18 protein-coding genes and 5 tRNA genes are annotated in these 23,106 nt (G+C 37.2%); 2 read left to right on the plus strand and 21 right to left on the minus strand.

Annotation, left to right across the window (positions count from 1 at the left end; all coding sequences use genetic code 11):
* Nucleotides 1-63 precede the first annotated feature (63 nt).
* Together ASU31_RS11540 and miaA are read left to right on the plus strand one after the other, a co-directional pair.
* Complete coding sequence (locus ASU31_RS11540; protein WP_057932466.1) at nt 64-711, plus strand: IS1096 element passenger TnpR family protein; 648 nt, start codon at nt 64-66, stop codon at nt 709-711.
* Nucleotides 712-821: 110 nt separating this feature from the next.
* The gene (miaA, locus tag ASU31_RS11545) at nt 822-1,751 is read left to right on the plus strand and encodes a tRNA (adenosine(37)-N6)-dimethylallyltransferase MiaA (protein WP_057932467.1); all 930 of its coding nucleotides are present in this window, start codon (nt 822-824) and stop codon (nt 1,749-1,751) included.
* A gap of 50 nt (nt 1,752-1,801) precedes the next feature.
* On the opposite strand, the gene ASU31_RS11550 is transcribed toward miaA, so the two are convergent.
* From ASU31_RS11550 to ASU31_RS11650, 21 genes are all read right to left on the minus strand, one after another.
* Complete coding sequence (locus ASU31_RS11550) at nt 1,802-3,094, minus strand: SGNH/GDSL hydrolase family protein (RefSeq protein WP_057932468.1); 1,293 nt, start codon at nt 3,092-3,094, stop codon at nt 1,802-1,804.
* 11 nt (nt 3,095-3,105) lie between these two features.
* A complete protein-coding gene (locus tag ASU31_RS11555) occupies nt 3,106-4,329 on the minus strand; it encodes an OmpP1/FadL family transporter (RefSeq protein ID WP_057932469.1) in 1,224 nt (407 codons plus the stop codon).
* 76 nt (nt 4,330-4,405) lie between these two features.
* A complete protein-coding gene (locus ASU31_RS11560; RefSeq protein WP_029279713.1) occupies nt 4,406-4,717 on the minus strand; it encodes a DUF3467 domain-containing protein in 312 nt (103 codons plus the stop codon).
* Between the two features lie 208 nt (nt 4,718-4,925).
* Nucleotides 4,926-6,659: a DUF4091 domain-containing protein gene (locus ASU31_RS11565; RefSeq protein WP_083505342.1), complete on the minus strand. Its 1,734-nt coding sequence runs from the start codon at nt 6,657-6,659 to the stop codon at nt 4,926-4,928.
* Between the two features lie 160 nt (nt 6,660-6,819).
* Nucleotides 6,820-11,106, minus strand: a complete 4,287-nt coding sequence (rpoC, locus tag ASU31_RS11570) for a DNA-directed RNA polymerase subunit beta' (RefSeq protein WP_057932470.1) — start codon at nt 11,104-11,106, stop codon at nt 6,820-6,822.
* 88 nt (nt 11,107-11,194) lie between these two features.
* The gene (gene rpoB, locus ASU31_RS11575) at nt 11,195-14,998 is read right to left on the minus strand and encodes a DNA-directed RNA polymerase subunit beta (RefSeq protein ID WP_057932471.1); all 3,804 of its coding nucleotides are present in this window, start codon (nt 14,996-14,998) and stop codon (nt 11,195-11,197) included.
* A gap of 157 nt (nt 14,999-15,155) precedes the next feature.
* Entirely contained in the window at nt 15,156-15,533 is a 378-nt protein-coding gene (rplL, locus tag ASU31_RS11580; RefSeq protein ID WP_029279312.1) for a 50S ribosomal protein L7/L12, read from the minus strand.
* 64 nt (nt 15,534-15,597) lie between these two features.
* The gene (gene rplJ / locus ASU31_RS11585) at nt 15,598-16,119 is read right to left on the minus strand and encodes a 50S ribosomal protein L10 (RefSeq protein ID WP_057932472.1); all 522 of its coding nucleotides are present in this window, start codon (nt 16,117-16,119) and stop codon (nt 15,598-15,600) included.
* Nucleotides 16,120-16,121: 2 nt separating this feature from the next.
* Nucleotides 16,122-16,820, minus strand: a complete 699-nt coding sequence (gene rplA / locus ASU31_RS11590; RefSeq protein ID WP_029279316.1) for a 50S ribosomal protein L1 — start codon at nt 16,818-16,820, stop codon at nt 16,122-16,124.
* Nucleotides 16,821-16,840: 20 nt separating this feature from the next.
* Nucleotides 16,841-17,284, minus strand: a complete 444-nt coding sequence (gene rplK, locus ASU31_RS11595) for a 50S ribosomal protein L11 (protein ID WP_010601094.1) — start codon at nt 17,282-17,284, stop codon at nt 16,841-16,843.
* 169 nt (nt 17,285-17,453) lie between these two features.
* Nucleotides 17,454-18,338, minus strand: a complete 885-nt coding sequence (locus tag ASU31_RS11600; RefSeq protein WP_157257979.1) for a hypothetical protein — start codon at nt 18,336-18,338, stop codon at nt 17,454-17,456.
* A gap of 3 nt (nt 18,339-18,341) precedes the next feature.
* Nucleotides 18,342-18,746, minus strand: a complete 405-nt coding sequence (locus ASU31_RS11605) for a hypothetical protein (protein WP_057932474.1) — start codon at nt 18,744-18,746, stop codon at nt 18,342-18,344.
* Nucleotides 18,747-19,018: 272 nt separating this feature from the next.
* A complete protein-coding gene (locus tag ASU31_RS11610) occupies nt 19,019-19,750 on the minus strand; it encodes a hypothetical protein (protein WP_057932475.1) in 732 nt (243 codons plus the stop codon).
* A gap of 194 nt (nt 19,751-19,944) precedes the next feature.
* Complete coding sequence (nusG, locus tag ASU31_RS11615) at nt 19,945-20,484, minus strand: transcription termination/antitermination protein NusG (protein ID WP_025143263.1); 540 nt, start codon at nt 20,482-20,484, stop codon at nt 19,945-19,947.
* A 9-nt stretch (nt 20,485-20,493) separates the two neighbouring features.
* A complete protein-coding gene (secE, locus tag ASU31_RS11620) occupies nt 20,494-20,691 on the minus strand; it encodes a preprotein translocase subunit SecE (RefSeq protein WP_029279332.1) in 198 nt (65 codons plus the stop codon).
* Nucleotides 20,692-20,800: 109 nt separating this feature from the next.
* Nucleotides 20,801-20,871 (minus strand) — tRNA-Trp (locus tag ASU31_RS11625).
* 84 nt (nt 20,872-20,955) lie between these two features.
* Nucleotides 20,956-22,143 carry an elongation factor Tu gene (gene tuf, locus ASU31_RS11630; protein WP_057932476.1) on the minus strand — a complete coding sequence of 396 codons (1,188 nt, stop codon included), beginning with the start codon at nt 22,141-22,143 and terminating at the stop codon, nt 20,956-20,958.
* A 125-nt stretch (nt 22,144-22,268) separates the two neighbouring features.
* A tRNA-Thr gene (locus ASU31_RS11635) sits at nt 22,269-22,340 on the minus strand.
* An 80-nt stretch (nt 22,341-22,420) separates the two neighbouring features.
* A tRNA-Gly gene (locus ASU31_RS11640) sits at nt 22,421-22,496 on the minus strand.
* An 81-nt stretch (nt 22,497-22,577) separates the two neighbouring features.
* A tRNA-Tyr gene (locus tag ASU31_RS11645) sits at nt 22,578-22,660 on the minus strand.
* A gap of 39 nt (nt 22,661-22,699) precedes the next feature.
* Nucleotides 22,700-22,772: transfer RNA gene (locus tag ASU31_RS11650), tRNA-Thr, on the minus strand.
* Nucleotides 22,773-23,106 lie beyond the last annotated feature (334 nt).

The following is a 23,106-nucleotide window of genomic DNA, read 5'->3' on the forward strand; positions in this document are numbered from 1 at the left end:
ATAACACCTGATATTTGTGGTAATTATAAATTAACTTTATTTTTACGGTTCCAAAACACTATAATGGCTATTTATAAATTTAGAATTACTTTCGAAGATTTTGATGATGTTGTGAGAGAGATCGACATTAAATCAAACCAAACATTTGAAGACCTGCATAAGGCTATTCACAGATCTACGGGTTATAATGCCGAAAAATCTTCCTCTTTTTACGTAAGCACCGATAATTGGTTAAAAGGTGATGAAATTGCTTATTTACCAAGCGAACGTAAAAAAGACCGTGTAGTTTTAATGGAGAATTCTAAACTGAGTGGTTTTATTGAAGATCCGCATCAAAAGTTTTATTATATCTACAATTTTGATCGCCCTTATGATTTTCATGTGGAGCTTGTAAAAATAATTTTAGATGCCGATCCAAATATAGAATATCCATTTCTAGCTAAAAGCAGTGGTGAAGCACCCAAAATAATGGAGCAAAACAGTCCACAGGCTGTTGATCCAAGAGGTGCAGCAGCGGCGGCAAGCGAATTTGATTTCTTAAATGAAATGAACTTTGTACCAGAAGATACCGACGAATTGGAAGCTATGGGCGAAATGGGGATCAATGCCGAAGAGAGAGACGAAGATGAAGAAAGCGAAGAAGACGAATTCGGCGACGAATTTTCTGATAGTGATAACTTCGAAGATGATAGCCACAAAGACGACTATTAATTCACCATATCGTCATGCTCTCCTGAAACTTCGGGGATCAGCATTAACTGAACGAATTATTATCCATACAAAGTCAGGTGTATACATCTGACTTTTTCTTTTAAAATGTTATGCTTACTGCAGATCAAACTATTCAAAAACCGAAAACCTTAATTTCTATTGTTGGACCCACTGCAATAGGAAAGACAGCTTTGGCGATACAATTGGCACAACATTTTGGCACAGAAATTATTTCTGCCGATTCCCGCCAGTTTTTTAAGGAAATGGACATAGGAACGGCAAAACCTGATGCAGCCGAATTAGCAGCGGCAAAACATCACTTTATTGATTCTCATTCAGTTTCACAACTATTTAGTACAGGCGATTTTGAAATAGAAGGCCTAAATACCCTCGGTCAAATTTTCAAAAACCACGATCTGGCTATTATGGTTGGGGGTTCGGGTTTATATGTTAATGCCTTAATTAATGGTCTGGATGAGATGCCAGACATTGATTTAGCCATACGTGAAAGGCTGAATAAACAGTTTGAAGAAGAAGGATTACCCAGTATCCAAAAACAGCTGGCAACATTAGATCCTGAATATTTCGCTAAGGTAGATCAACAAAATCCGCAAAGAATGATCAGGGGTTTGGAGGTATTTTTATCAACAGGCCAAAAACTTTCGTCAATGCTTTCGGCTACAAAAAAGGAAAGACCATTTAACATTATTAAAATAGGCCTTAATACCGATCGTGCTGTCCTTTATGACAGGATTAACAGAAGAGTTGATAAAATGATTGCTGATGGTTTAGTAGAAGAGGTAAAATCGCTAATACCCTTTAAAAAATATAATGCTTTAAACACAGTAGGCTATAGTGAGCTTTTCGACTACCTAGACGGAAAATTATCTCTTGAGGACGCCGTTTCGGCAATTAAACAAAATACGCGTCGCTTTGCCAAACGCCAACTCACCTGGTTTAGAAGAGATGAGGGGATCAATTGGTTTGAACCTATTGAAAAAGAAAAGATAATCAATCTTATCCATGACAGGCTAAAATAAAAAAGGTCCTAACAGTGTTAGAACCTTTTAAATATAAAAATCTTTTTGAATTAATTCGGGAATTTAACGCCTCTATATTGCGTAATATCAATGTTTGGTACAGTAGAACCGTATTTCGCATTAATGGCATCTATAAATACATTGGCAATTACTGCATTTCCACGCGGCGTTAAGTGAATACCATCTAAAGAGAATGCGCCACCAGTAATAAACGAAGCGTTGATACCAACACCCTGAACATTAATCCCAGTTTTAACCTGATTAAAATACGCATAAGTATCTGCAATGGCTAAACCTTTGCTTGAGGCTAAAGATTTGATGGTACCGTTGTAGCTATTTACATAATCTTTCACTTTAATTACTTCATCTTTATCCAATACCCATCTATTTTCAATCGGATTTAATGGGTGCAAACCATAAGGAATGCCTGAACCATTTGGTTTTCCAAATATGCCTTCTGATTGGAATGGCAAACGGATTAAATCTTCAGCAGTTGCAGACCTTACCGCACCTGTTCCTGTTTGGATATAAATAGCTGCAGCTGCAGGATTAATTGCTTTAGCAGCATTTAATAAAGCTGCTACGGTAACTGTATTAAAATAAGGAACAGCAGTTACATCAGGAATTGTACCAACTATACCTTTTTGGCCCCCGGCAGTTAAGGCATTTAAAAAATTAGCATACAAAGAAGAAAAAGTAACCTTATCTGTTAAAGTGGTAGTTGGATCAGTAGATACAGTTACCGCTCCGTTTAAAGCATAACCCAATACATCATTATTACCAAGCCACAATGAAAAGAAAGTATGGTTTTTGGTTTGAACATATTGAAAATAACTTGTAGTACCCACTTGGGCATCAGTTAATAAACGTTCAAAAAATGGATTTGCGGCACTAAATGCTGGCGCAAAAGCCAAATCAACACGCATACCGGGAATACCTAAATTTTGGATTTCGCCACTGTATTTGTCTAAATGCTTCGCTGCATCTCTTATAGCCAGTTTATCAACTACAGGAGTTAAAGTTGGCGTACCATTAACCAGTGCTGTTAAAGAAATGTAACCTGAGCCATTTAAATGTTCTTCACTAAAAAACGGAGAGGTAAATGCTCCACCACCTACCGTAGCCATTTTGGCGGCAATTAAGTTTGGATAAGCAACTTTTTGTCCTTCCAAATATAAGCCACCATCGGCATATCCAGAAGTTAAGGAGTTACCTACTGCAATGTATTTACTAAAATTAGCTTGTCCGGCTGTTGTACCTGCAGGTGTTTCTATTTCGGGTTTACAAGCTGCTGCAAAAAGGATGATAGCAGCAACGAAACTATTTAATATATATTTTTTCATTTAAATTTCTCCTACCATTTATAAGTTAACGAAATACCTGGTGCATAAACTAAAGTTTTAAAGGTGCCATCCAGGCCCGTTTCAATATTCTTTTGTTTACGCGATTTAACATCTTCAAAAAAGAATGATGCATTAACTTCAAAATGGTGGGTTGGAGTATAACCTAAACCTGCACTTAAAATGTATCGGTCAGCATCAGGAGCTTCAGGAGTTACATATCCATCCTGTACTGGAGAAAAGGCATAACCAACACCTGCCCTTAATGCTAATTTCTCTGATGCCTGGTGGTTAATACCTAATTTAAACGAAGAACCATCACGATAATTGCGCGCTGATTTTGTATCAACGAGCGCAGGTGTATTGGTAGCATAATCAAAAGACAAATCCTGATAAATATGCCATTGTACCCAACTTGCATCAAAAGCTAAAACTGTACTTTTTGACAATGGAATACCCACACCTAAACTTGTGGTTGCTGGTAAAGGTAATTCGGCGTTAAAAGTATTTCCCGCTGGAAAAGATCCTTCTAATGACTTTGGAACCTCAAATTCTGCTGAACCACCATCAAGTTTCGTAATTACCTTTGATTTATGTACAAGCGCAAAAGAGATATTGCTTAATGTTTTGATATATAAACCCGCATTCCATCCATAGCCTGTTCCGGTACCATCTAAAGTTGCTTTTCCCGAACGACCGTCAGGAAAATTTACCGGGATGGCTCTTTGAAGATTCACATCGCCATGGTTATAAACAAAACCAGCTCCAATGCCGATACGATCGGTGATTTTAATACTTAAAGTAGGTTGAAAATAGATGGCTTTTAAATTTAATGAGGTTAACGCATACTTACCAGACCAATTATCGCCCCAATCTACTAAACCGCCGAAAGGTGTATATACACCTAAGCCTAACTTCCACTTATTTGATTTCGGCCCCCACACCGCATAAAACTCGAAGGGAGGGGCAATTTTGTTCTTCACATCCTCGGTAACATTCGAACCCGTTTGTTTAAAAGCTGATTTGAATAATAATGGGTTTACACCTGCTGAAACTGAGTTTTTCTCTAAGAAAGTTACTGCACCGGGATTATAAAATACGGAAGCCTCATCTAAAGCCAATGCAGAACCTGCACCTGCCATACCAATTTGTTTCTGTCCTTGTAAATTAACCTGGAAACCCTGCCCCAAAACCCAAAGTGGGGCAGAAAGTAATACGCTCAATAAAATTTTTTTCATCTATAAATGGTTATACACAAATATATACTATGCTAACATAGTAAACAAACATTTGTTTGTAAGATTTTGAATAGTCTTACGCCTGAGCGGTTGGCCCGCCGAAGCCCATAGGAAAAGGTGGTTCTTCTTGAGTTTTAATACGTCCGTTTACAGCTTCGAATTTCTGAATATTATCTTCCAACGCTGATAATAAACGCTTTGCGTGTTCTGGGGTTAAGATAATCCTTGATTTAACTTTTGCCTTCGGAATTCCCGGCATTACACGGATAAAATCTAATACGAATTCGGTATTAGAATGGGTAATAATGGCTAAGTTAGAAAAAATCCCTTCTGCAATTTCTTCTGATAGCTCTATGTTTAATTGATTCTCGTTTTGTTGTTCTTCCATATAACAAAACTAAGTGTTTTTATATATAAAATATTAGTTAATTAAATATTTTGGTCTGGTCCGGGATCTATGGTTAAGTAAATGAAAAAGATTATCCTTCGATTAGGCTACCATTGAAGATTCCTATAGAAAGCTCGTCATTCATAACTCAATTCGCAATACACCAGGCAGATTATCAATCCTACAAAAAAGCAATTGGTTTAATTTATTATTTGTTTAGCAGTGGTTTTACACGTTTCAAAATTTCATCTGCGGTAACGGTTGATAAAGATTTTAAGTTGAAATTCTCTAACGCTTTATTCAATTCCGAGAGTGCTGCTGTATTTTTATTTTTGGTGTAAAGTGCCTGCAGCTGTTTAATTTTCTCGAAATCCTGTCCACCTTCAATCAATTTTTCAAACCTGACCGATGTTAATGGCCCAGGATAAACCTGATAGGTATCGCCAGCAGGCCAAGCTGTAAAACGCGTATCGGTTAAAGGATTTTTGGTCCAGCTGTTATAGGCCCAACGCAAATAACCATCCATATTTTTATTGGCAGTATACCAACCCATCCATACCTGCTCTGCGGGCGAAGAGAAACTGAATGCATTTGGGTAAGGTTCGGTACAGCAAGTATACCAGGTGCTGGTTTTACCCTGCTCGTTACGTTTTTGCAACACATCAGCCGGAAATTCCCATTTTGAAGCAATGCAATAATTATCGATATCTTTTTCAATTTCCTGATGGTATTCACCTGCTAAAGCGAGTTTCCATTTCGGATCAACACTTTTTAATAGTTTGATTACGGCCTGCATAGCTTTCATTGGGCGCTCATCCATAGCGATATATGTCTTCTCGAACCAGTTCCTAGCTTTTAAATGTTTGGTAAAATCAGTAAGCATGTTCTTCCAAAAAGCATTGTAACCAGAACTACCAATGGCTTCTGTAAAAACAGCTTCTTTCTGTGTACTTTCATCCCAATAGGTAAAAGCAATTTTCCACGGCACCATGCTGTAGCAATTAATGCGCTGATTTATGCCAGTGGTCATTACAAAAGCAATGTATTTATCAAATAGGCTATAATCGTAAAGCCAACTGCCATCTTTTTTCTTCGTCCATTTGATTAAACTTGGATAGTCATCAAAGGTTTGATGCCCCCAGGGTTCGTTTACAATACTTGCCGTAATGGTTTTCTGTCCGGCATTGGCCAACATGGTATAATATGGTTTCATTAAAACAAAATGTTCGCTGCTCCATAATTTTACGTTATGCGCTCGGGCAATAGCAGCAGGATGCTGCCATAAATCCAAGTCGTATTTCCACTCACTTGGAGGTGGTAAAGTTTTATCGAGTACATGGATTTTAATTGGCAAATTGTATTCTTTTTTGCCTTTTATTTTGACTGTTCCTGAGTAATTTCCAGCTTTTACATTAAGAGGAACTTTTATACTTAGCCAGACCGGCTGTGTATTGTTAGCGTTAATGCCGAACGTATTGATTTTAGTATCGATCAGGTCTGCTACATACGATGAATCAAAATCTGCAGCCTTACGGTAGCCACAGCCATCTCTAAACTCGTCGGTAATTACATATTTAATTATACCTGAAGTAATGTTTTCTTTTTTTATGCTATTACCTTGTTGATCTTTCAGATCAGAAACCTGTATACTGATGTTGGTATGATTAGCCTTTGTCCAAAGTAACAGCTGGGTATGTACTTTTTCTCCTTTCCAGGCAGCAGTAGTCCATGTATTTTGAATTGAAACGGCTGGAGGTACCTCTTTTGCAAACCTGAGGTTACTATTCGCAAAACTAATATTTAATCCTTCAGAGGCATTATTCCACTCCTTATTTAGAGTTTCGCTATCTGACAATTTTGCTTTTTGTAAGGCCAGACTAACATCCTGAGCTGCGCTTGTTAAACCCAAACTCATTAATAGTATCAATAATAAAAACTTCATAAACCTAAGTTAATCAAACCTATTAGAATAAGATTAACTGACTAAGAAGGTGCCTCTACGCAAACGTTTGAGAGACTGTAACAAAATAGATAGATTATTTCATTAACAAAAAAGCCCCCGATTTTACATCGGGGGCTTGAAATTATTGTTAGATTAAAATCTAAGCTTCTACTTCTTCTTGTTTCGAAGCTAATAATTTATCGTATTCTTCTTGCGAACCAACGATGATTCTTTCGTAACCACGTACACCAGTACCTGAAGGGATTAAGTGACCAACGATCACGTTTTCTTTCAAGCCTAACATATTATCGCGTTTACCTGCAATAGCTGCCTCATTTAGTACTTTCGTAGTTTCCTGGAACGAAGCCGCAGAAATGAACGATTTAGTACCTAATGATGCACGTGTAATACCTTGTAAGATAGAACTTGCAGTTGCTGGTCTTGCATCTCTAACCGTGATCTGTTTTAAATCTTTACGTTTCAATTGAGAATTTTCGTCTCTCAATCTACGTAATGAAACGATCTGACCTGGTTTGAAATCTGTAGAATCACCTGCGTCTTCAACTACTTTCTTATCGTACATTGCATCATTCTCGTCAGCAAAATCCCAACGGTCAACAGCATTGTTTTCTAAGAAAATAGTATCACCTGGATCTTCAATGTGAACTTTCTGCATCATCTGGTGAACAATTACCTCGAAGTGCTTATCGTTAATTTTCACACCTTGTAAACGGTAAACCTCTTGAATACCATTTACCAGGTATTCCTGAACCGCTGCAGGGCCTTTAATTGATAAGATATCGGCAGGAGAAATTGAACCATCTGATAAAGGCATACCTGCTTTTACAAAGTCGTTATCCTGAACAAGGATGTGTTTCGACAATGGAACCAGGTATTTTTTAACTTCACCATCTTTCGATTCGATTGTGATTTCGCGGTTACCACGTTTAACGCCACCTAAAGTTACCACACCATCAATCTCAGTTACTACAGCTGGGTTAGATGGGTTACGCGCTTCAAATAATTCCGTTACACGAGGTAAACCACCTGTAATATCTCGGGTTTTACCAGTTGCACGAGGAATCTTAGCGATAATCTGACCAGTTTGGATTGTTTCACCTTCATCAACTGAAACGTGGGCACCTACCGGAATGTTATAACCTTTAATGAATTCACCTTTCTTATCAACGATCTGAACTGAAGGGTTTTTAGTTTTATCACGTGTATCGATAATTACTTTTTCACGGTGACCAGTTTGCTCATCTGATTCTTCACGGAAGGTTACACCTTCAATAATGGCATCAAATTGTGCTTTACCGGCAAATTCTGATAGAATAACCGCGTTGTACGGATCCCACGAACAGATTTTATCACCTTTAGAAAGTTTATCACCTTCTTTTACGAACAAAAATGCACCGTAAGGAATGTTGTTGGTTACAATGATACGTCCGGTTCCTGGCTCAACAATTTTGAACTCACCTGAACGACCTAATACCACCTGAACTGTTCCTTCTTCTGTTTGTGTATCAACAGTACGGATATTTTCGAATTCGATAACACCATCAAACTTAGCTACGATGTTAGATTCTGCAGCAATGTTTGATGCAGTACCACCCACGTGGAAAGTACGAAGTGTTAACTGTGTACCCGGCTCACCGATTGACTGTGCTGCAATTACACCAACTGCCTCACCTCTTTGAACGCGTTTACCAGATGCTAAGTTACGGCCATAACATAATGCACAAACACCACGTTTAGATTCGCAAGTTAGTACTGAACGGATCTCGATACCTTCTAGTGGAGATTCTTCGATCAATTTAGCTACATCTTCGTTAATATCTTCTCCGGCACCTACCAATAAAGTGTTATCCAATGGATTGTACACATCATGTAGTGAAGTACGGCCTAAAATCCTGTCGTATAATGGTTCAACGATATCTTCCTGATCTTTTAAAGCGGTTGTATACATACCTCTTAAAGTACCACAATCGTTATCGTTAACAATCATATCCTGCGCCACATCATGTAAACGACGGGTTAAGTAACCTGCATCCGCCGTTTTTAACGCCGTATCTGCCAAACCTTTACGTGCACCGTGAGTAGAGATAAAGTACTCTAATACCGATAAACCTTCTTTAAAGTTTGATAAGATCGGGTTTTCGATGATATCGCCACCTGAACCTGATTTTTGAGGTTTCGCCATCAAACCACGCATTCCGCAAAGCTGACGAATCTGCTCTTTAGATCCACGTGCACCTGAATCAAGCATCATGTAAACCGAGTTAAAACCTTGGTTATCTGATGATAACTGAGTCATAACGAATGTAGTTAACCTGTTGTTGATACGGGTCCAGATATCGATAATCTGGTTGTAACGCTCGTTGTTGGTAATGAAACCCATGTTATAGTTGTTTCTTACCTCTTCAACCTCAGCTGCTGCCTGTTCTAATAAAGTATGTTTTTCTACCGGAATGTTTACGTCTTGTAAGTTGAACGATAAACCTCCCTGGAATGCCATACGGAATCCTAATTCTTTGATATCATCTAAGAATTGAGAAGCACGGGCCATACCAGTCATTTTCACTACTTCACCAATAATATCTCTTAAAGATTTTTTGGTTAATAATTCATTGATATAACCAACTTCTTCAGGAACCATTTGGTTGAACAATACTCTACCAACAGTGGTTTCAGTTAATTTATTAACGATAGAACCATCGGCTTGTTTAACATTTACCCTTACTTTGATAAATGCGTGCAAGTCTAATTCTTTCTCGTTATAAGCAATAATAACTTCTTCCGGAGAATAGAAATTCGAATCCTGTCCTTTTACAACTCTGGTTTCATCTGTTCTACGGCCTTTAGTAATATAATAAAGACCCAAAACCATATCCTGTGATGGTACTGTAATTGGTGTACCGTTTGCAGGGTTTAAGATATTGTGTGCGGCCAACATTAATACCTGGGCTTCCAAAATTGCTGCGTTACCTAAAGGTAAGTGGACAGCCATCTGGTCACCATCAAAATCGGCGTTGAATGCAGTACAAACTAATGGGTGTAACTGGATTGCTTTTCCTTCAATTAATTTTGGCTGGAAAGCCTGAATACCTAGTCTGTGTAGCGTTGGTGCACGGTTTAATAATACCGGGTGACCTTTTAATACATTTTCTAAGATATCCCAAACTAATGGATCTTTTCTATCAACGATTTTCTTAGCAGATTTAACTGTTTTTACTACACCACGCTCAATCATCTTACGAATAATGAACGGTTTGTAAAGCTCAGCAGCCATATCTTTAGGAATACCGCACTCGTGTAATTTAAGGCTAGGCCCTACAACAATTACTGAACGAGCTGAATAATCCACACGTTTACCTAATAAATTCTGACGGAAACGACCTTGTTTACCTTTCAAGATGTCTGAAAGTGATTTCAAAGCACGGTTACCTTCAGTTTTAACCGCATTAACTTTACGTGAGTTATCGAATAACGAATCTACAGCTTCCTGCAACATACGTTTCTCGTTACGTAAAATTACCTCTGGTGCTTTAATCTCGATCAAACGTTTTAAACGGTTGTTACGGATAATTACACGACGGTATAAATCATTTAAATCGGAAGTAGCGAAACGGCCACCTTCTAATGGTACTAACGGACGTAATTCTGGTGGAATAACCGGAACGATTTTAACAATCATCCACTCAGGGCGATTCTCAATACGTGTATTAGCTCCACGGAAAGCTTCAACAACCTGAAGACGTTTTAAAGCCTCATTTTTACGTTGCTGAGAAGTTTCGTTAGCTGCCTGGTGACGTAAATCATAAGATAAAGTATCTAAATCAATACGTTTTAATAAATCTTCTAATGCTTCAGCACCCATTTTGGCGATGAATTTATTAGGATCTTTATCATCCAGATATTGGTTTTCTTTAGGTAATTTATCTAAGATATCTAAATATTCTTCTTCCGTTAAGAAGTCCATATAGTTGATACCTTCTTCAGCCATTAAGCCTGATTGAATAACTACGTAACGCTCGTAATAGATAATTAAATCTAATTTTTTAGTAGGTAAACCTAATAAATAACCGATTTTGTTTGGTAAAGAGCGGAAGTACCAGATGTGTGCAACAGGAACCACTAAAGCAATGTGTCCCATACGCTCACGACGTACTTTTTTCTCCGTTACTTCAACACCACAACGATCGCAAACAATACCTTTATAACGGATACGTTTGTATTTACCGCAATGACATTCGTAATCTTTTACCGGACCAAAAATACGCTCACAGAACAAACCATCACGCTCAGGTTTGTAAGTACGGTAGTTAATGGTTTCTGGTTTCAACACCTCACCGCTTGAACGTTCCAAAATAATTTCTGGAGACGATAAGCTAATCGTGATTGATGTGAAATTGCTTTTTAATTTATTATCCTTTTTGTAAGACATATCTTTTTGTTTTTAGTAGCAAGTACTTAGTATCGAGTATCAAAACGGATAATCCAATCTTGATACTCGATACATTAATACTCAATACTTAGTCTAACGTAATATCTAAACCTAATCCGCGTAACTCATGTACCAATACGTTGAACGATTCTGGTACACCTGGCGTTGGTAGGTTTTCACCTTTAACAATGGCTTCGTAAGTTTTGGCTCTTCCGATTACATCATCCGATTTAACGGTTAAGATCTCCTGAAGAATATTAGCTGCACCGAATGCCTCTAATGCCCAAACCTCCATCTCACCAAAACGCTGACCACCGAACTGAGCTTTACCACCCAATGGTTGTTGTGTAATTAATGAGTATGGTCCGATTGAACGGGCGTGCATCTTATCATCAACCATGTGACCTAATTTCAACATGTAGATAATACCTACAGTTGTAGTCTGATCGAAACGCTCACCTGTTAAACCATTGTATAAGTAGGTTTTTCCTGAAGCAGGAACTCCTGCTTTAGCGATCCATTCTTCCACCTCATCATGCGTAGCACCATCAAAAATCGGAGTTGCAAATTTAACACCCAATTCTTTACCGGCCCATGCCAATACGGTTTCGTAGATCTGACCAAGGTTCATACGTGAAGGTACACCCAGTGGGTTCAACACGATATCAACCGGACTACCATCAGCTAAGAAAGGCATATCTTCATCACGTACAATACGTGCAACAATACCTTTGTTACCGTGGCGACCTGCCATTTTATCACCTACTTTTAATTTACGTTTTTTAGCTACATAAACTTTTGCCATCTGTACGATTCCTGAAGGAAGCTCATCACCTACACTGATCGCGAATTTATCGCGTTTGTAAGCACCAAGTTCTTCGTTAACACGGATACCGTAGTTGTGAAGCAACATTTTAATCATCTCGTTTTTATCATCATCAGTAGTCCATTTGTTAGGGCTAATGTGATTATAATCAAGCTCAGCTAAAATTTTCTGAGTAAATTTAGCGCCTTTAGCAACTAATAATTCTTTGTAAATGTTAAATACACCCTGAGATGTTTTGCCGTTTACGATAGTGAATAATTTGTCAACTAATTCTGCTTTTAATTTCTCAGTGATATTGTTATATCCTTTGTCTAATTTCTCAATTGCCGATTTTTCCTCAGCTTTTGTAGTTTTCTTAGCACGGCTGAATAATTTAGTATCAATTACTACACCTTGGATCGAAGGAGGAGTTTTTAAAGACGCATCTTTAACATCACCTGCTTTATCACCGAAAATTGCACGTAGTAATTTCTCTTCCGGTGAAGGATCGGATTCTCCTTTTGGAGTAATCTTACCAATTAAAATATCACCTTCTTTTACATCAGCACCAATACGGATAATACCGTTTTCATCAAGGTCTTTAGTAGCCTCTTCAGAAACGTTCGGGATATCTGGTGTTAATTCCTCTTCTCCACGTTTAGTATCACGTACTTCTAATTCAAACTCTTCAATATGCAATGAAGTGAAAACGTCATCACGAACAATACGCTCGTTGATTACAATCGCATCCTCAAAGTTGAAACCTTGCCAAGGCATGAATGCCACTTTCAAGTTTCTACCTAATGCTAATTCACCATTTTCAGTTGCATAACCTTCGCAAAGTACTTGTCCTTTAGTCACTTTCTGACCTTTCTTAACGATTGGTTTTAAGTTGATACAAGTATTCTGGTTGGTTTTTTTGAATTTAATTAAACGGTAAGTTTTGCTATCACCTTCAAATGAAACTAAACGATCATCTTCGTTACGCTCATATTTAATTGTGATTTCGTTAGCATCAACATACTCTACAACACCGTCACCTTCTGCGTTGATCAAAGTTCTTGAGTCACGTGCAACGCGACCTTCTAAACCTGTACCTACAATTGGCGCTTCAGGACGTAACAATGGTACGGCCTGACGTTGCATGTTCGATCCCATCAAAGCCCTGTTCGCATCATCATGTTCTAAGAACGGAATTAACGAAGCAGCGATTGAAGTAATCTGGTTAGGCGCAACGTCCATTAAGTCTAATTTCTCAGGCTCAATAATCGGGAAGTCACCCTCATAACGCGCTTTAACACGTGGTGTGGTAAAGTTACCTTTATCATCATACTCTGCATTGGCCTGAGCAATGGTTTTACCATCTTCATCTTCAGCAGATAAATAAATAACGTCTGAATCTACAACTACTTTACCATCTTCAACACGTTTGTATGGTGTTTCAATGAAACCTAAATTGTTGATTTTTGCATGCACACAAAGTGATGAAATCAAACCAATGTTTGGTCCCTCTGGAGTTTCAATAGTACATAAACGACCATAGTGAGTATAGTGAACGTCACGTACCTCGAAACCGGCACGCTCACGTGATAAACCACCTGGACCTAAAGCCGATAAACGGCGTTTGTGCGTGATCTCTGCCAATGGATTTGTTTGATCCATGAACTGAGATAACTGGTTAGTACCAAAGAAAGAGTTGATAACCGATGATAACGTACGGGCGTTAATCAAATCAGTTGGTGTAAACACCTCGTTATCGCGAATGTTCATACGCTCACGGATTGTTCTGGCCATACGGGCTAAACCAACACCAAATTGTGCGTACAATTGCTCACCTACCGTACGTACACGACGGTTAGATAAGTGATCGATATCATCTACCTCTTCTTTTGAGTTGATCAATTTGATCAGGTATTTTACAATTGCAATAATATCTGCTTTTGTTAATACTTTAACCTCATCAGGGGTATTCATTTTTAATTTACGGTTGATGCGGTAACGACCAACATCTCCTAAATCGTAACGTTTATCCGAAAAGAATAAACGATCAATGATACCACGAGCTGTTTCCTCATCAGGTGGTTCTGCGTTACGCAAAGCACGATAGATGTTTTCTACAGCTTCTTTTTCTGAGTTTGATGTATCTTTCTGTAATGTATTATATATAATGGTATAATCAGCCTGACTTGCGCCATCTTCTTTAGATAAGATGATGCTTTTTACGCCAGCTTCGATAACCATATCAATGTGTTCGTCTTCTAAAACGGTTTCTCTTTCAAGAATCACTTCATTACGGTCGATAGAAACTACCTCACCTGTATCTTCATCTACAAAATCTTCAACCCATTTTTTTAATACCCTTGCAGCCAGTTTACGACCGATGTATTTCTTCAAACCAGATTTACTAACTTTTACTTCGTCAGCAAGATCAAAAAGTTCTAAGATATCTTTATCAGAATCGTAACCGATAGCACGTAATAAAGTGGTAACCGGGAATTTTTTCTTACGATCGATATAAGCATACATCACGTTATTAACGTCTGTAGCAAACTCGATCCATGAACCTTTGAAAGGAATTACACGTGCAGAATACAATTTGGTTCCATTTGTGTGACGGCTTTGACCGAAGAACACTCCTGGAGAACGGTGTAATTGCGAAACGATAACACGTTCTGCACCGTTGATAACAAACGTACCTTTTGGTGTCATATACGGGATTGTACCTAAGTACACATCCTGAATAATGGTTTCAAAATCTTCATGTTCTACATCATTACAAGAAAGCTTCAGCTTTGCTTTTAATGGAACATTGTAGGTTAATCCACGCTCAATACACTCATGTATATCGTAACGTGGCGGATCAACAAAATAATCAAGAAACTCCAATACGAAGATATTTCTTGAATCTGTTATTGGAAAGTTTTCAGCAAACACTTTAAACAAACCTTCGCTAGAGCGGTCGTCTGATGTGGTATCTATCTGGAAAAATTCTCTGAATGATTGCAATTGCACATCCAGAAAATCCGGATAGTCTATAATGTGCTTACTAGTTGCAAAATTTACTCTTTGTTCGACTGTCTTTGCCAATGGACTAAAAGATTTTAGTTTAAGAATAAACTATTTGTTTGGTTTCAGTTTCAAGCATTCTCATTAACCAAACAAAATGAGATGTTTATAAACAGGTAAAGACACCAACATTTTCAGTCGGTGTCTAATACATTTTTAGCTTAGCTAAGTTAAGTGATTACTTAATCTCAACTACTGCTCCAGCTTCTTCTAATTGTTTTTTAAGAGCTTCTGCTTCGTCTTTAGTAACACCAGCTTTTAATTCTTTTGGTGCTCCGTCTACTAAGTCTTTTGCTTCTTTCAAACCAAGGCCAGTTAAGTCTTTAACAAGTTTTACAACTGCTAATTTAGCGCCACCAGCTTCTTTTAAGATAACATCAAATGATGTTTTTTCTGCAGCAGCAGCAGGTGCATCACCACCAGCAGCAGGACCAGCAACTACAGCAGCAGCTGCAGGCTCGATACCATACTCGTCTTTTAAGATTTGAGCTAATTCGTTAACTTCTTTAACTGTTAAGTTTACTAATTGCTCAGCAAACGATTTTAAATCTGCCATTTTATTAAGATTTTAAAAATTTACGTAAAAATAATTTTGTTTAATTGCGAACTTAAGGTGTTCGTTAACCTTCTCTTTCTTGTAGAGTTTTAACAATTCCTGCAATTTTGCCTCCGCTTGATTTAAGCGCAGATATAACATTCTTAGCTGGTGATTGTAATAATCCAATGATATCGCCAATAAGCTCTTCTCTCGATTTTAAGCTTACTAAGTTATTCAATTGGTCATCGCCAACGTATACTGATGAATCTATATATGCTGCTTTAAGCACTGGTTTATCAGATGTTCTTCTCAAAGTTTTAATCAACTTAGCCGGAGCGTTTGCTGTTTTTGAGAATAATAATGATGATGAACCTTTAAGGGCTTCGTATATCTCAGAAGCATCGCCATCTAAACCTTCAATCGCTTTGCGGATTAAAGAGTTTTTAGCAACTTTCATGATGATATCACCTTCGAAACATTTGCGGCGGATGTTGTTAATCTGCTCAACAGAAAGGCTAGAGGTATCAGCAATATAGAAATTGCCATACTCTTGCATTTGTCCTTGTAGTTCTAAAACTACTTCGTTTTTTTCTTCTCTGTTCATGATTAAATCCCCGCTACTGATTTTGTTTCAATTGCAATTCCAGGACTCATTGTAGAAGACACGTGAATGCTTTTAAAATAAGTTCCTTTAGCAGCAGATGGTTTTAATTTTGAAATTACCTGAATGATTTCAAGTGCATTCTCATAAATTTTATCTGCTGGGAATGATACTTTCCCTATTGAAGCGTGTATAATACCGCTTTTGTCTACTTTAAAATCAATCTTACCTGCTTTAACCTCTGTTACAGCTTTACCAACTTCGTTAGTTACTGTACCAGATTTTGGATTTGGCATTAAGTTCCTTGGACCTAAAACGCGGCCTAATTTACCTACTTTTGCCATACAAGCTGGTGTTGTGATAATAATGTCTACATCGGTCCAACCACCTTCAATTTTAGCCACATATTCGTCTAAACCTACGAAGTCTGCGCCGGCTGCTTTTGCTTCTTCTTCCTTATCAGGAGTTACTAGAGCTAAAACACGTACAGTTTTACCTGTACCGTGTGGTAAAGTAGCTATACCACGTACCATTTGATTCGCTTTACGCGGATCTACACCTAAAGATACATCAATATCAACTGATGCATCGAATTTAGTGGTAGTGATTTCTTTTACCAAAGCAGCAGCAGCCTGTAAAGTATAAGCTTTACCAGCTTCTATTTTAGCGTGTGCCTTTTTTTGATTTTTAGTTAATTTCGCCACTGTTGTAAACTGTTTTTTAATTAATTGTTCCAGGGTGCGTCACCAGAAACGGTGATTCCCATACTGCGTGCTGTACCAGCAACCATACTCATTGCAGATTCGATTGTAAATGCATTTAAATCAGGCATTTTATCTTCAGCAATAACTTTAATCTGGTCCCAGGTCACCGATCCAACTTTTTTACGGTTAGGCTCAGCAGAACCACTCTGTAATTTAGTAGCATCTTTTAACTGGATAGCTACAGGAGGGGTTTTGATGATGAAATCGAATGACTTATCAGCATAAACAGTAATTACAACTGGCAATACTTTACCTGCTTTATCTTGGGTACGAGCGTTGTACTGTTTGCAAAACTCCATAATATTCACCCCTTTAGCACCTAATGCAGGTCCTACTGGTGGCGATGGATTTGCCGCTCCGCCTTTGATCTGTAATTTGATCATTGCACTGACTTCTTTTGCCATTTTGTGTTTTTTGTTTATTTAAAACTCAATGTTAAATATTGGAAGCATGTAACATTTAATTCCTTAGAGCTCCTATAAAGCTTAAAGGACTGCAAAGATATGGATAATCTTGTAAATGCACAATAGATGGAGAGAAATATATTATTAGTAATTCCAATAAGCCTTAAATCTAGTTAATCAGAGTTTTTAAATCTACAAACTGTTTAAAATTAAATTGAACTAGTTCAGGTTCTCTATTGTATTTTTCATCAAAAAAGGGGAATAATCTTATCACTTTAAAATCTGTTATCCCGATATTTATTTTAAAACGCACTTCTGTGACAAAACGGCCAAAACTGTAGGTTCCAGTAGCTACCCTTACTAAGTTTATCCAAAAAACTATACTTTTTTCAACTTTATTAACCGCCTTTATGTTCCATTTCCCATCAAAACCATCATAATCAAAATGAAAAAAACCACTTGTATCGCTTATTACTTTCTTTTGTAAAGACTTAATATCCTCTTCAATATAAGGCTTTTTGAGTAAATTTAGCTCATATCGATTTGAGCTCAGCGGCTTATATTCAGGAAAATATTGTACTTCTTCTTTTAAATTAAACGCCTGGCCAAATATATCTGCATTTACAAATCCAAATAATTGCCCTTTATGACTTAATACTGGTTTAAAATTAAAATCATCAATACTGCCCGCCTGGAGTAATTCATTTTTAACATTTACTATATCTTTTACAGCATTATTTAAAATTGTGTCGATGTTACTTATTATTGTTAGTTTAACTTTATTGCCCTTTGGAATTATATAGAAAACAAACATAAAATCCGCGTCTGAATCAATCTTACTTTTAGTAATCCGTTGCAAGTTATACCTAATGCTAAACACATAAATTTGTTTATTAAATTTGTCTTGTGTTTTACAGAATGAATAGCCAACTAAGCTTTTTATTTTAGAGCTATCTAAGCTAACAAGAATATACTTTTGGCTATTATCATTTTGTGCTAGCAATTGAAAAGTGCTTAGCATAATTAATAAGAAAATAATATACCCTAGTTTCATAAGTTATAATTTTTTACACTTAATCGTTTGTGTTATAGTTGTTGAATTATTTCCAGCCTCAGCACTGTTTGCATATGTTGTTCCTTCTGGCGCATACTTGTATAATGATGTATATTGTAAGCCTCCCCAACCAATCTTTTCAAAATACAATGGATCGGCAGGTAATGGAATATTTTGGTTTGCTGCATAAATTTTAAGCATGGCTGCAATTTCTTTCACAAAGCTAGTAGCTATCTGTTCATGCTGATTAGCGCCAAATCCATCGTTTAATGGAACACCACTTTCATCAAAAAGTAATTTATATGTTTTTTCAAAGTTAGCATCATAAGTTGTAGCACCACTTTTCATCAGATATAGATTCCAATCAAAATAAGCATGGATATATTCATGCATCATGGTACCAGCCATTTTCAGATCTGTTGCACGGTTTAAATAAGTTTCATTAAATTTAATTTGAGTAATTCTATTACCATTTGGATTCGTTTCCCAAGTTGTCTCAGCGATATATTTTGAATTTATACTTCCCTCAGTAATTGTAGCATTAAAATCTAAACCGGTACTCAGATTTAATTTATTTAAAACTCCTGCTTGTATTTTTCATTCCTAAAGCTTCAAGAGCAGCTTTTATATCTTTTAAACATTGTCTTACGTTTGGATCAACGACTACTTTCATTATAACTTTATAGCACTCCAAAATTCCCGTTGCTCCCCCAAATACAGCCACAATCTGACAAATAAGCTCCCCCTGCCAAAGTACCAGCACAATCTACGGGTCCGCCATGATCTGGTTCTGGATAATCGCCTATATCGCCACTACAACTTTGATATAAAAACCGTGATGTACTGGTGATGAAATTACCAGCACCATCGTAAAAATTGGTTACCATATGCCAATTGGTGCAGGTAATAGCCATTAGCTTAGCTCCACTTCCGTTTCCACGCAAATTTATTTTATCGGGTACGAGGGTCTGCTTATAGATATTGATCATCTCCTTATTAGAGATACTGCCCTTAAAATAATCTGTCCTCGTATTATAAGCAATCTGCAGGTTATAACCGATTTTATCCTTGGAAATGAGCATCATGAAACTCCCACCAAGCACAGCTTCGCCTAAAATCATTTTTACAGGAATGCCAAACACATCGGTACCATCATCAAGTTTAAATGCCTTTGCACTCACCCAGTCTATCTCCTGTTTGATTTGCTGAATGGTCCCTTTACTTGATTGAAGTTGCAGTTGCATACTGCCATTTATATTACTCTTTAAGTACCAGGCTTTGGCACTGGCGATCGGGTCTATATTTCTAAGTTCAGTTTTATCATTCTTACAGGCTTGTACGAACAAAAGTGTAATGCTTATTAATGAGAGTGAAATCTTAAATAGATTTCCGTTAAATAGATTGTTTTTCATCCTTTATTTATATTAAATAGTTACAATAAAAATGGGACAATTTTTAATCGGGATATTTTGTGTAAATGCAATACTAAACTAATATAGCAATAAATTTAAAACTACAAACAAATAAGACAAAAACGTATCTAAAAAATGAAGACAAAAAAAAGCCCCGAATTAATCGAGGCTTCTGAATATTTCAAAATAATTTCTTATTCTTTTTCTACTTGCATGTAGTTAAGCTCAAGTGGTGTTTTACGACCGAAGATTTTAACCATTACTTTCAGTTTTTTCTTCTCTTCGTTTACCTCTTCGATAATACCTGAGAAACCATTGAAAGGTCCGTCCATTACTTTGATGCCTTCGCCAACATAGTAAGGTACATTCATCGTTTCACCTTGCTCGCTCATTTCATCAACCACACCTAAAATACGGTTAACTTCTGCCTGGCGCATTGGGATTGGGTTACCAGCTTTATCACCCAGAAAACCAATAACGCTATTAATTCCTTTAATGATGTGCTCTAATTCTCCATCTAATGTAGCTTCGATTAAAACATAACCTGGATAGAAGTTACGTTCTTTGGCAATTTTTTTACCATCTTTCATTTGGTAATATTTTTCCATTGGTATTAAAACCTGAGGAACCAAATGAGAGAAACCTAAACGGCTGATCTCAGCATCAATGTACTGTTTTACTTTCTTTTCCTTACCGCTAACAGCCCTTACAACGTACCACTTTAGATCGCTCATTAGTAAATATTAATTAGAAAGTGATTTATAAAAAGTATCTAACACAAATGTTGATCCTTTATCCATTGCAAAAATAACCAATGCAATAATTAAAGAAGCCACTAATACAAGAATTGCCGAACTTTGCAGTTCACCCCAGGTAGGCCATGTAACCTTCTGGGTCATTTCATCGTACGATTCTTTTATAAACTCAACTACTTTAGCCATATTTAATTTATTGAATGACAGAATGACTAAATGAGTGAATGATAATATTCGAAAGCTAACTTTCAAATTCAATCATTCACTCATTCAATTACTCAACCATTGTTTTGAGCACGGGAACAAGGATTCGAACCCTGATCAAAGGTTTTGGAGACCTCTATTCTACCGTTGAACTATTCCCGTAATTAGAAAGCAAAGTGCTTAAGCGTGCTCAAACACTTTGCTTTTCTTATTTTTCTTTAGTCCCGATAAATCGGGATTTAAGATTTATTTTAAAATTTCAGTTACCTGACCAGCACCTACTGTTCTACCACCTTCACGGATAGCGAAACGTAGACCTTTTTCCATTGCGATAGCGTTGATCAACTTTACAGTGATTGTAACGTTATCACCTGGCATTACCATCTCAGTACCTTCAGCTAGTGAAATTTCACCAGTAACGTCTGTAGTACGGAAATAGAATTGAGGACGGTATTTGTTGAAGAATGGAGTGTGACGACCACCTTCTGCTTTTGATAATACATAGATCTCAGCTTTGAAATCAGTGTGAGGAGTTACTGAACCTGGTTTACAGATTACCATACCACGACGGATATCAGTTTTCTCAATACCACGTAACAATAAACCTACGTTATCACCAGCTTCACCATAATCTAAGATCTTACGGAACATCTCAACACCAGTTACTGTAGATTTTAAGTTCTCAGCACCCATACCTAAGATTTCAACAGGATCTCCAGAGTTGATTACACCACGCTCGATACGACCAGTTGCTACAGTACCACGACCAGTGATCGAGAATACATCTTCAACAGGCATTAAGAATGGAAGATCAGTTAAACGTGGAGGAATTGGAATGTAGCTATCAACAGCATCCATTAATTCCATAATTTTTGCTACCCATTTAGCATCTCCGTTCAAACCACCTAAAGCAGAACCTTGAATAACAGGAATATCATCACCAGGGAAATCGTAGAACGATAATAATTCACGAACTTCCATTTCTACTAATTCTAATAATTCAGGATCATCAACCATATCCACTTTGTTCATGAATACAACCAATGAAGGTACACCAACCTGACGAGCCAATAAGATGTGCTCACGAGTTTGTGGCATTGGACCATCAGTAGCAGCAACAACGATAATAGCACCATCCATTTGAGCCGCACCTGTAACCATGTTTTTAACATAATCCGCGTGACCTGGACAATCTACGTGTGCGTAGTGACGGTTTGCAGTTGAATACTCAACGTGCGCAGTATTAATTGTAATACCTCTTTCTTTTTCCTCAGGAGCTGAGTCAATTGAATCGAATGAACGTGCCTCAGATAAACCTGCATCAGCTAAAACTTTTGTAATAGCTGCTGTTAAAGTTGTTTTACCGTGATCGACGTGACCGATTGTACCGATGTTTAAGTGCGGTTTACTACGGTCAAATTTTTCTTTTGCCATTTTATTTATAACTAATTAGTAGGTTAACTTTTTATTAATTTTATTTATTGTTTTGATGCAATGCAACACAAAAAACCTTGTCTACCCTGCATATTAAACAGATTTAACAAAGCTTTATTATCCTGAGCCAACTATGGGAATTGAACCCATGACCTCTTCCTTACCAAGGAAGTGCTCTACCGCTGAGCTAAGTCGGCTTTTTAGTTTCCAGTTCCAGCCTTTTAGTTTTAACCAAATTAAAACTGTTACCAATAACTGCCCACTTTCTAATTTTTATTGGAGCGGAAGACGAGGTTCGAACTCGCGACCTATAGCTTGGAAGGCTATCGCTCTACCAACTGAGCTACTTCCGCTTTTAAAAACTAGTGATTGATTGAATGAAAGAATGATAGAAATAATCTCTCATTAAAACATTTGGTCGTTCATTTAAAGTGTGGGGAGAGAAGGATTCGAACCTTCGAAATCTTGCGATAACAGAGTTACAGTCTGTCCCATTTGGCCGCTCTGGAATCTCCCCATTTTCTACTTTAAAATGCTAACACTTTAAAATAAAAAGAGCCTCCTATCGGAATCGAACCAATGACCTACTGATTACAAGTCAGTTGCTCTACCAGCTGAGCTAAGGAGGCTTTAAATTTTGTGCAATGATACGAAAAATCTTCATTTTTCATACTATTAACGTGTTTTTTTAAAACTTTTATCTTTTTAAAGAACAAGCCTTTTCTTCTTGGCCTAACACCGTTTCCGAAAGGGAATGCAAATATACACACTTATATTTCACTTCAAAATAAATTTGAAAAAAAATAGCGAAATTTTTAGCCCTCCCACTCAATTAAGACGATTTAAAATAATAGGTACTTCATAATCAGTCGCTTTGCTTTCGCTTAAAATTGTATTATTTTTTCATCTTTTTCTGTGTTCTAACGAATATGAATCGGTTTTTAAGTTTAATTGCGCTTGCCC

It is taken from the genome of Pedobacter ginsenosidimutans, assembly GCF_001442625.1.
Classification (GTDB): domain Bacteria; phylum Bacteroidota; class Bacteroidia; order Sphingobacteriales; family Sphingobacteriaceae; genus Pedobacter; species Pedobacter ginsenosidimutans.